Origin of the sequence: Chryseobacterium lathyri, from assembly GCF_003290185.1 — a bacterium.
GTDB lineage: Bacteria > Bacteroidota > Bacteroidia > Flavobacteriales > Weeksellaceae > Chryseobacterium > Chryseobacterium lathyri.
In genome coordinates, this window is the sequence record NZ_QNFY01000007.1 from 1 (window position 1) to 12290 (window position 12290).

Annotated in this window: 7 protein-coding genes; all 7 read left to right on the top strand. The window is 36.1% G+C overall.

Annotation, left to right across the window (positions count from 1 at the left end; all coding sequences use genetic code 11):
* Positions 1–249: 249 nt before the first annotated feature.
* Entirely contained in the window at positions 250–3264 is a 3015-nt protein-coding gene (locus tag DRF61_RS10950; RefSeq protein ID WP_111956923.1) for a SusC/RagA family TonB-linked outer membrane protein, read from the top strand.
* Positions 3265–3276: 12 nt separating this feature from the next.
* A complete protein-coding gene (locus DRF61_RS10955; protein ID WP_111956925.1) occupies positions 3277–4734 on the top strand; it encodes a RagB/SusD family nutrient uptake outer membrane protein in 1458 nt (485 codons plus the stop codon).
* 110 nt (positions 4735–4844) lie between these two features.
* A complete protein-coding gene (locus DRF61_RS10960; protein WP_111956927.1) occupies positions 4845–6782 on the top strand; it encodes a putative porin in 1938 nt (645 codons plus the stop codon).
* Between the two features lie 14 nt (positions 6783–6796).
* A complete protein-coding gene (bshC, locus tag DRF61_RS10965; protein ID WP_111956929.1) occupies positions 6797–8383 on the top strand; it encodes a bacillithiol biosynthesis cysteine-adding enzyme BshC in 1587 nt (528 codons plus the stop codon).
* Positions 8384–8421: 38 nt separating this feature from the next.
* Complete coding sequence (locus tag DRF61_RS10970) at positions 8422–10368, top strand: amino acid ABC transporter substrate-binding protein (protein WP_174772314.1); 1947 nt, start codon at positions 8422–8424, stop codon at positions 10366–10368.
* Between the two features lie 70 nt (positions 10369–10438).
* Positions 10439–11314 (top strand): ACP S-malonyltransferase, encoded by an 876-nt coding sequence (gene fabD / locus DRF61_RS10975; RefSeq protein WP_111956933.1) that lies wholly within the window; start codon positions 10439–10441, stop codon positions 11312–11314.
* A 10-nt stretch (positions 11315–11324) separates the two neighbouring features.
* Positions 11325–12230 (top strand): GYDIA family GHMP kinase, encoded by a 906-nt coding sequence (locus DRF61_RS10980; RefSeq protein ID WP_111956935.1) that lies wholly within the window; start codon positions 11325–11327, stop codon positions 12228–12230.
* The last annotated feature ends 60 nt before the right edge of the window (positions 12231–12290 follow it).

Consider the following 12290-nt stretch of genomic DNA (forward strand, 5'->3'; position numbering starts at 1 on the left):
TAATAATTTAATTTATAATTATTCTAAATAATATTTTTTATATTGGTAATAATTTGTTAAAAAAAATAACAAGCATGAAAAAATAATATTTATACAAATAAAGCTGATATAATTATTTAAACTATGCTATTTCGCTAAATCTTTAAAAACACTATTAAGAAAAAAGCAAATTTTTATATACATGAAAGACTTGCGAGTGTTAATATTTATTAACATATTTGCGAATTAAATATATTAAAATTTGTTAATATGAATGTTAAACTACGTGTATTAAGTGCAGGTGCCTTGTTCTTTCTTGGGCAAGCTGCTTACGCACAGCAGAAGCCTGGAGATACAGCAACTACAGAAACAGCAATTGAAGAAGTTGTTGTAATTGGTTATAGCCAGGTTCCAAAGGAAACTTATGTGGGTACTGCATCTAAAGTAGATGCTAAGTCGATTGATTCAAAAAACGTATCTAGTGTTAGCCAGGCACTTGCAGGAGAAGCTGCTGGTGTTAGAGTTATTAACACTTCAGGACAACCTGGTACAGATGCAACAATTCGTATCAGAGGTTTTGGATCCGTTAGTGGAAACAGAAGTCCACTATATGTATTAGATGGAATGCCATATACAGGGAATGTTAGTGCAATCAACCCTGAGGATATTGAAAATATGGTGATCCTTAAGGATGCTACTGCAACCTCTATCTATGGAGCAAGAGGTGCTAATGGTGTTGTAGTTATTAATACTAAAAAAGGAAGATCTAATAAATCTGTTATCCAGCTTGAATCTAAAGTAGGTTTCAACATGGCATTGCTTCCAAGATATGAAACAATAAAATCTCCAGAGGAGTATATTGGATTAAGCTGGCAAGCTATGAGAAACCGTGGTAGATTATTAGGCAATGCTGATCCAACTGCATACGCAAATAATAACCTTTTTGGTAATGCGGGTATTAGCCCAAATTATAATATGTGGGGAGTTTCAGCTGCTCAGTTGATTGATCCAACTACAGGACAGGTTAGACCTGGAACTAATAGATTATACGATCCGGAAAACTGGGAAGACTATGCTTTTCAAACTTCTGCAAGAACAGAAAATAATTTAAGTATTAGTGGAGGTACAGGTAAAACAACATACTATACTAATATTGGTTACCTAAGTGATAAAGGGTATTCTATAAATTCTGACTTTGAAAGATATACCGGAAGATTAAACCTAAGCCACCAGGCAAGACCTTGGTTGAAAGGGGATTTTAACTTAGGATATGCCTATTCAAAAGCAAACAGAAATGGACAAAGCAGTGACTCAGGAAGTATCTTCTGGTTCGTAGATAACATCCCTTCAATTTATCCTTTATTCTTACGTGATGCAGCAGGAAATAAAGTTCCTGATCCTCATTTTGGAGGGAATCAGTTTGATTATGGTGAAGGAGGAAGAGGTTTTGGAGCATTAACAAATGCAATAGCAGATGCAACGAACAATCTTAACAAATTCTACAAGCACGAGATCAATGCTAACATGTTCTTGAAAGCTGACATCACTAAATTCTTAAGCTTTGAAACAAGAATTGGGGGTCAGTATTATAACAATAGTAATGATCAGGTAGATAATCCTTTCTATGGTAATGCAGCTAGTCAAAATGGGTATATCTATAAAACTAAAACAGAATTGATGTCTTATAACTGGTTACAGTTGTTAAGATTCAGTAAAAAGTTTGGTGATCATAATATTATGGCTTTTGTTGCTCATGAAAATAACAGCTGGGAACAGAAGTTCATGTCGGCAGGAAGACCAAATATTATCGATATGATTCCTGAATTAAATTTAGGAATTGGTGAATCTTTATCAAGCTCATATCTGAACAGCTATGCTCTTGAGAGTTTCTTTGGTCAATTAACATATGATTACAAAGGGAAATATTTCTTTAACGGAACAGTAAGAAGAGATGGATCTTCAAGATTCTTGAATGACAAATGGGATACATTTGCTTCTGCAGGTTTAGGATGGTTAGTAACCAAAGAAAATTTCTTATCAGATAACAAAATCATCACTAACTTAAAGTTAAAAGGAAGTTTTGGTACGGTAGGGGATCAGGCCGGAGTAGGTTACTATCCTGGATATAATGTATATAACCCTGGAAACTTTATGGGGCTTCCTGGAGCTACATATGACAGAAGTGGTTACCCTGAGTTAACTTGGGAAAAAGCTAAAATCTTCCAGGCAGGTGTGGAATTAGGATTGTTTAAAAACAGAGCAATTGAACTTGACGTTGATTACTACCACAGAACTACTGATAACCTGATTTTTGATAACAGACTTGCTCCATCTACAGGTAATGCAATTTTGAAAGTTAATGATGGAAACCTAGTAAACCAAGGTATTGAGTTTACTTTAAAAGCTCATATCATTAATAAAGAAGATATGTTCCTTGACTTTGGTGTAAATGGAGAGCTCTTACGTAATAAACTTACAAGAATGCCAATGGATGCTGGTTCAGGACAAAGAAAAATTCTTGATTTATCTGAAGCAGGCTTTGGTAGAGCTGAAGGAAAGTCTCTTTATGATTATTATATGAGAGAATATGCAGGAGTTAATTCTGCGACTGGTGCTGCTCAGTGGTATGTAAACTATACCGATAATAACGGAAATGGAACTTTTGATGTTGGTGAGCAAATTACATCACTTTATGAATACCAATCTCAAAATCCTAATGCAGATATAAGAACGGGTGTTACTGAAGTGTATTCTCAGGCGACTCAGAAATTCTTAGATAAATCTGCTATACCAGATGTAAGAGGAGCATTTAATCTTGATTTCGGATATAAATCATTTACATTAGGCGTACAGTTTTTATACAGCTTAGGAGGTTATTCATATGATGGACTATATGCTGGATTAATGGGTAACGGTGTAATCGGAACTAACAACTGGCATAAAGATATTTTAAACAGATGGCAAAATCCTGGAGATATTACTGATGTTCCAAGAATGTCTTCAAACTATGCAGCTGATGTTAATACTGCATCAAGATCAAGCAGATTCTTGGTTAAGTCAGATTATCTTGCTCTTAATAACGTTCGTTTAGGATATAATCTTCCTCAAGATTTTGTAAAATCAATCGGTATTACAGGTTTCAACTTATTTGTGAGCGGGGATAACCTATGGATTGCAAGTAAGAGAAAAGGGTTTAATCCAAGTGTTTCAGAAACTGGAAGTAGTAGTACTTACGCTTATGCACCATTATCAACTATTACATTTGGAGCAAAAATTAACTTCTAACAAGAAAATAAAATGAAAAAGATATTATTATTAAGTATAGCATTAGCGACCCTAACTGTTTCATGTCGCGAAGAATTTCTTGAAAGTACACCAACTGAGACTGTAGGAGATGCACCTGTACAAACGAAATTAAACGGTTTGTATTTGATGATGATCAATACAGGAACTGGGGGAACTGATTTGGATCATGATGATTTTGGTCAGAAAGGGTATGATATTTATAGTGACCTACTTTCACAGGATATGGCACTTGAAGCAACAAGCTACGGGTGGTATGTAAATATAGCTAATATGGCAGCTCAGGCTGACTTTACCAATACAGTAAACTATAAGCCATGGAGATATTATTACAGAGTTATTGCAGGAGCAAATGATGTAATTGATGGACTTGGTGGAACAGACTCTGTGCCAGCTAGTGATGAGGATAAGTACGCTATGGGACAAGCAAAAGCTCTTCGTGCTTATGCTTACTTCTACCTAATGCAGTTGTACACGAAAGGGTATAATCCATCGGAAGCTGCAATACCAGTATATACAAAGTCACAAATGCCAGCAGCTCCTAAATCTTCTCAACAGCAAGTATATGATCTTATTATAAGTGACTTGAATAAGGCTGTTGAATATTTGGAAGGTTTCGAAAGAGCGAATAAAGGAATGATTGATCAGGGTGTTGCCAAAGGTCTTTTAGCTTATGCTTATGCTGCTACAGGACAATCAGCACAGGCTGCTACCGTATCTAAAGATATTATTGCTAATTATGGATACCCTGTAACTTCTAAAACTCAGGCTGTAAGAATGGTTCAGGCTCCAGGTGCAACGCCTAGTGGTGGTGGATTTAACTCTTTAGAGACTCCAAGTTGGATGTGGGGCTTCGATATCGAGGTTGTTAATGGTTTAGACCTAGTAAGCTGGTGGGGGCAGGTAGATGTTTTCACATATAGTTATGCTTCTGTTGGAACTAGAAAAGGAATGGATCTAGGGTTATATAATAGCATGAGAGCTGATGATATCAGAAGAAATCAATTTGTTGTAACAAATCCAGCACAAAACTATCCAGGGAATAAATTCTTTGATCCAAACAGAGTTGTACAAGGACAAAGACAGATTACTTCAGACTATATCTATATGAGAGTTGATGAGTTCTACTTACTAGCAGCAGAATCACTAGCTAAATCAGGTCAAGAAGCTGAAGCTAAAACAATTCTGAAGAATTATTTAACAAATAGAATGACAGATGTTTCATATATTGATGCATTAAGCGGAACTGCTTTACAGAATGAGATTTATAAAAATACTCGTTTAGAATTCTGGGGTGAAGGTAAATCTTACTTAGCATTCAAGAGAAATAAAGCTACAGTTACAAGAGGATCAAACCACTTGTTCTATGTAGGTCAGTCATTCCCTTATAATGATGACAGGGTATCTTTAAAAATTCCACAAGAGGAAATTTTAAATAATCCTAACTTCTAATAAATATAAAGAGGCTGTCTAAAAGACAGTCTCTTTTTTATTTAAGTAAAAAGCAGTCTCAAAATTGAGACCGCTTTTTTTTTATTAAATTTGCCATACAAAAATGAATAATGAAGTACATCCTCTTTATAATAATCTTCTTAGGTTTTGTAGCGAAAGCCCAGGTCGTTAATAAAACAGATATTAAAAGCCCGCAAAAAGAAGAAGACACCCTTGTCATAGACACCGGTAAAAAAGATTCACTGAAAATCTTTAAGCCTACTATTAATGATTATCAGTATCAGACCCAATTTTCTGAGAAGAAGATTTTTGATACCGTACTGACTTTTGATAAGACCCATATCTTTTCACAATATAACAATACAGATAATTTTGGTCGAGCTCAGGTAGCCAATATAGGAGCAGGATTCAATCCTTTGGTGTATGAAGTGAATCCGGAGCAGAACCTGGCCTTACTTCCTTCCAACAAGTCATATATGATCATCGGAGCTGATGATGTAAAATATTATGATGTAAAAACACCTACTGCCGCCTTCATTTACCATACTGCCATGAAAAATGGTGCCGCATTGAAATCTACCTATACCCAGAATATTGGGAAAAGGTTTAATTTTGCTCTTGAGTATATGGGACTTCGTTCCCAGGGATTTTATAGAAATTCATTAGCGTCGAATAACAATACTTTATTTTCCGGACATTATGTTTCCAAGAGTGGAAATTATGAATTGTTTGCTCATTATCTTCATCAGAATGTCAACAATCAGGAAAGTGGAGGAATCACAGAAGATGAGCTTTTTCAGAATGGTGACAGCAACTATAAGAACAGGCAAAATGCTCAGGTTAATCTGGCTTCATCAAGTTCTCAGTACTCATACAGAAGATACTATCTGAGTCATCAGTTTACACCGTTCAATTCAGAAAAATTTCCATTCAGTATAAGACATACGTTGTCTCATCAGGGTAATAAATATTTTTATAATCAGGGAGCAGTAGAACCTTACTGGTATGATAACGTTTCAGAATTAACCAACGGTTTTCCTCTTACCACAAAAAAATATTCGGATAACTTCAGCAATACATTAAGTCTTGTTTTCAATAATGAAAAATTCAAGCTTGATGGTGGAGTACGTTATCAGATGCTGAAATTTGGAGTGAGAGACATTGCGATTGTAAATGGAGTTGCTCTTCCTGGCGAATTTAAAGAAAATAGAATTGGAGCGGTAGGAAATCTTCAGGTGAAACTTTGGGATAAGTTCCAGCTGAAATCCTTTTTAGAATTTTCCAATGGAAGCCAGTTCGGGAGTTATCTAAGAACTGCCAATAACATAAAGTTTGAGCCGGTGAAAGATTATTTTGTGAATGCAAAAGTAAATTTTCAAAGTGCTTATCCGTCATTTAATTATCTTTTAAATACTTCCGTTTACAATAAATACAACTACTATCTGGAGAATGCAAAGAATCAGACTGTAACAGAGATTGGGGGAAGTGTTAATCTAAAATGGTTCAAAACAGAAATTTTTGCCAACTATTTCAGAATAGATAATTACACCTATTTCAATGCTGATGGAGCGCCGGAACAAAGTAGCAATTCATTGAACATTTCCCAAATCGGGGGAGATGCTACATTTAGTTATGGTAAATTTCATCTTAATACAAGGCTTCATTTCCAAAATGCTTTGACGAATAAAGAACTTCTTCCAATGCCTAGTTTTATAGGAAGAGCCAATTTCTTCTTCCAAAGCCAGGCATTTAAAAAAGCGGCGGAAATTCAGGCAGGTTTGAAGGTATATTATTTCTCAAAATTTGCCTCAAGAGATTACTTCCCGATTTTAAACGAATATATTCTGCCAGATGCCAATTCATTTTCTATCGGAGGACAGCCTATTGTAGATCTGTATATTAACATGAAGGTTAAAAAAATGTTCTTCTATGTAGAAGGCCAGCAGATAGGAACGGTAATTTCCAATAATAAAGCTTACGCATTTCCACACTATCCGGTTTACGATTTTAGATTGAATATTGGTATTGTGTGGTATTTGTTCAACTAAAAGCAAAAACAACGTTGAAAACAATAAATAAGATATCATTTAATGATATAGAAAGCATTCCACAACTGGTAAAAGATTTCCTGAATCAGAAAATTGAAGGCTTTGAAAAAAATACCTTTTCTTTAGATCACTTTAAAGATCAGATTCATCTCAAACAGAATTCTTTTACACAGGATCAGAGAAATATTCTTTCTGATGTTTTGGAAAAGCAGCTTTCAGAACTTACCCTTTCTTCAAAACAGAAAGGAAATCTGGAAAATCTAAAATTGCCCAATACATTTACTATTACCACGGGACATCAGCTGAACCTTTTTTCGGGACCTGTTTTTTTCGTCTATAAAATTTTACAGACCATTAAAACCTGTACTTATCTTAAGGAAAATTTCCCGGATTTTAATTTTGTTCCTATATATTGGATGGCCTCGGAAGATCATGATTTTGCAGAGATCAACCATTTTAAAACAGAACACAATTATTACGAAATCAACGAGAAGTCCGGTGGACCGGTAGGTAGGATAACGATCAGCGATACATTCTTTATTTCTGAATTTGAAAAAGAATTTAAAGATTCCGTATTCGGAACAGAGCTGATTTTAATGATGAAAGAAGCTTATAAGCCTGGGAATACATTGACAGAAGCTATTAAAATTTTAGTGAACAGACTTTTTTCTGAATTTGGACTGTTGATTATTGATGGTGATTCCAAAGAACTTAAAAGCCAGATCAAAGATATTTTCAAAGATGAGCTGCTGAATTTCAGCTTACAAAAGAATTCAAAAGAAAAAGTAAGTTTTCTGACAGAAAAGTACGGAAAAGTACAGGTTAATCCCCGTGATATTAATCTTTTTTATCTTTCTGAAACCAGAGACAGAATCGATTTTGACGGTGAAAAATATATTGCAGTAGACACCAATAAAAGATTTACGCAGGAAGAAATACTTCATGAGCTGGAAAGCCATCCTGAGAAATTCAGCCCGAATGCTTTAATGCGGCCGGTTTATCAGGAAAAAATACTTCCTAACCTTGCTTACATCGGGGGAAATGCAGAAATCATGTATTGGCTGGAACTTAAAGACTATTTTGCAGCAGTCAATATTCCTTTTCCTGTTTTAATTCCAAGGAACTCCATGCTTTTCATTAAAGAAAAAACAGTTGGGAAAATTGAAAAACTGGACCTGAATATCGAAGATTTTTTTGGGAATTTCACTGCTATTACCAATCAGAAAATCCTAAAAGACAGCAATGTATTATCAATATTGGAAGAAAAAGAAAGATTTTTAGAAAAAAGCTTTTCCGAACTAAAAACGATAGCAGAAACTACAGAACGCTCTTTTGGGAACATGGTAAAAGCAGAAGAAGTAAGACAGTTGAAATCATTTAAAAGAATGAAAAAACGTCTTTTGCATGCAGAAAAAATAAAGCAAGGGGAGCTGCTCGAAAGACTGGAAAACCTGTTTTTAGATGTTCATCCTTCAAAAACATGGCAGGAAAGAGTCTATAATTTTAGCGTATTCTTTTCAGACTATGGTTATTCATGGCTTGAAAATTGTTGGGAAGAAATGGTGGTTCAAGAATCCAAATTAATAATTGTTGCCATTTAATTTTAAAGAAGTATTTTTGTAAATTATAATTATCGAGTATGATAAAAAGGTTTTTTATTTTGTCCAGTTTATGTATGGTTTTGGGGGTATCTGCCCAGAACTCGCACACCGTTGTAAAAGGAGACAATCCTTATAATATTGCAAAAAAATACGGGATTACTGTAGATGAACTGCTAAAGCTGAACCCAAAATTCAAAGACGGTAAGCTGGCCATAGGAGACGTGGTTATGGTAAAAGCTGAAAAGCATACTGCTCCGGCTGCCAAACCTGCAGTCGTGGAAAAAGCAAAACCAGGTCATGCAAATGCTCAGGTTGGAAAAATTATTCTTCAGCCTAAACAAACGATTTACGGAATTACAAAACAATACCGTATTTCTGAAACCGATTTAAGAAAGCTGAATCCGGAACTTGACGCCCATATGAAAATAGGGGATGAGATCACTTTACCTCTTGAAAGTATCAAAAAGTATGGCGGAGAACAGCAGGCGGTTCCTGCGGCTGTAGTTACTAAATCTACAGAAACTCATACAGAGACATCCGCGGCAGTTACAACACCTGCAGAAGGAGAAGCGTATGTGATCCAGTCAAAAGATAATTATTACAGAATTACAAAACAGTTTGGAATTAGCCAGCAGGAACTTTTTGTCTTGAATCCGGGATTGGAAGAAAAAGGCCTTAAGCCGGGCGAAACCATCAAAATAAAAAGAACAAATACGGATGCAGCTGTGGTTTCCGAACCCGTAAATCCGAAAACAAAAATAGATTCAGGAAGCGAAAAATCTACAGCAACTGTAACTGCTGTGGCAGATGATTACGTTACCTACACCGTTCAGCAGGGAGATACTGTATTCTCTATCGTTAATAAATTCGGTGTTTCAATCGATGAGCTGATTGCTCTGAATCCCGATCTTTCCAAAGGACTGAAAACCGGAATGGTCTTAAAGATCAAAAAGCAGGATCCGGCTTACGTGAAAAAGAGTGGAGATGCATTGAGCGTTGTTTTAATGCTTCCTTTCGGATACAGTACCAACGAAACCCAGTACAGAGCAATGGCGCTGGATTTCCTTACCGGAGCTAAACTGGCGATTGAAAGAAATGCAAGAGGCGGTCAGAAGCTTGATATCAAAATTGTGGATTCAGGAAACGAAGCCTCATTTAAAAATTCAATGGCGCAGATCAATCCGGATAATACAGACCTTATCATCGGCCCATTCTTTAAATCCAATGTGATTGATGTTCTTGATTTTACCAAAAATCAGAAAATACCGGTTGTAGCACCTTTTGCGAATTCTCCCGAACTCTACAATTATAATAACCTGATCATCGTTGAAACCAATGACCAGACCTATGCAGATAAAATTGTTGAAGAAGTAAAAGCGGTATATTCGGATCAGAAAATATATGTAGTGGCAGACAGCAAAAAAGAAATTGCAAACTACATTAAAGGAGGTCTTGAAAAAGCAGTTAAAAATCCAAATATAATGGTAGTGAACTCTCCCGCAGAAATTCAGTTGGATCAGAATATGATGACAGGACAATCCGCTCCGGTTATTGCAATTCTGGCCAGCGATAACGATGCTGCCGGAGAAGCTTTTGCCAATAAAACAATTGCTCTTTCCAAAGAAGTACAGGGAGTAAAAGCATTCAGCATGTACTATTCTCCTGTTTTCGAGAAGAAAGTAGATGAGCTGAGCCAGGCAAGCCTTGTGTATCTGATGGACAGAAAGATTAATGCAGATGGTAGTTTCGAGAAAGAAATCTTAGCTGCCTATAAAAGTAAATACTGCAAAATACCTCCAAAATATGCCATCGTAGGCTTTGATGTCGTGAATGACATGCTGACCAGAGAAAATAAAAAAGGAGAAATCTTTAAGCAGATGAATAAAGTTCAGACCCAGCTTGCTACCAAGTTTGAATTTGTAAAATCTAAAGCAAACGGGGCCTATGTAAACACCGGTTACCGAGTGATAAGATTAGTTCCTTAACCGATTTATGCCTTTTTAAAAGGATATTTTTAACATTATCTTTATATTTGCATAATATTTAATTCAATACATGAAAGCACTTGTATTTCCTGGGCAGGGTTCTCAGTTCGTAGGAATGGGAAAAGAATTGTACGATTCTAGAAAAGACATAAAGGACTTAATGGAATCTGCCAATGAAATTTTAGGTTTCGATATTCTTTCCTTGATGTTCAATGGTACGGATGGAGATCTTAAGAAAACAGAGGTTACCCAGCCTTCAATCTTTATACATTCAGTAGCTGCTTTAAAAGCAGTGAACGGTCTTGGAGCCGAAATGGTTGCAGGACATTCTTTAGGAGAATTTTCAGCTTTAGTCGCCAATGGAGTTTTATCCTTTGATGACGGCCTGAAATTAGTATTCGAGAGAGCAAAAGCAATGCAGGAAGCCTGTGATGCCAATCCAAGCTCTATGGCTGCAATTTTAGGTCTTGAAGACGCTAAAGTTGAGGAGATCTGTGCACAGATCAGCGGTATTGTGGTACCTGCCAATTACAACTGTCCCGGACAATTGGTAATTTCAGGAGAAACGCCAGCTGTAGAAGAAGCATGCATAAAGCTTAAAGAAGCAGGAGCAAAAAGAGCTTTGTTACTTCCTGTAAATGGAGCCTTCCATTCTCCGTTAATGCAACCGGCACAGGAAAGACTGGCAGCAGCCATTGAAAAAACAAAATTCAGAAAAGCAACTATTCCGGTTTACCAGAATATTACGACTACAGCCGTGATTAATCCTGAGGAGATCAAGCAAAACCTGATCGCTCAGCTTACAGGTCCTGTAAAATGGACGCAGTCTGTTCAGAATATGATCAAAGACGGAGCCTCTAATTTCGTAGAAGTTGGTCCTGGAAAAACCCTACAGGGATTGATCAAGAAAATTGACGCTTCTGTAGATGTTGCTTCTGCAATCTAATTAAAAAAATATGAGCGGAATATTTTCACCGGGAAAGCTTATGCTTACTTCAGAATATTTCGCGATAGACGGAGCTCTTGTCCTGGCGGTACCAACCAAGCTTGGACAAGAGTTTTTTTTTGATGAAAAAGACGACGAAAAATCCTTGATCTTTTGGGAAGCCCATCATCAAAACAAATTATGGCTGAAGGCCGTCATTGATTATAAAAAATGGCAGATCCTCGAAACCAATCTTTCTTCAAGCGCTGAATTTATTCTGAGAACCCTTCAAAATGTTCAGCAGCTTTCTAAATCTAAATTTAAGAGCGATCATACTTATTATCTGAAGACTAATCTTCAGTTCCCTGCAGACTACGGGTTGGGTAGCAGTTCTACTTTAATGAACAATCTTTCAGAGTGGGCGGATATTGACCCTTTCCATCTCAACAGCATAAGTCTGGGCGGAAGCGGCTATGATATTGCGGTTGCAAAAGAGAAATCTGCTGTTCTTTTCAGAAGTAAACCTGAAGTAAGCTATGAAAAAGCAGACTTTAATCCACCATTTAAAAATGAGCTGATTTTTATTCATCTAAATCAGAAGCAGGACAGCCGTGAAGGGATCAATTTTTACAAGTCAAAACAAAAGTCACAGATACTCGTTGAAGAATTTTCGGATATCACAAGAAAAGTTTTGTTATGCGATGAATTGGAAAAATTTTCTGAACTGATGATGATTCATGAGCAAAAAATTTCAAAATTCCTTGAAATACCCACAGTTAAGGAGAGGTTTTTTTCAGACTGTCCCGTTTTTGTCAAAAGTTTGGGAGCCTGGGGCGGAGATTTTGTAATGAGTGCCAAATTTCACGGCTATGAGGACTATTTTTGGGGAAAAGGTTTCAATACTGTTTTCGAATGGTGTGATATAATTGATTTATAATCAATAATTTACAATCCTGTTTTTTTATTTGTCATTCTGACTTATATCATTATATTTAAA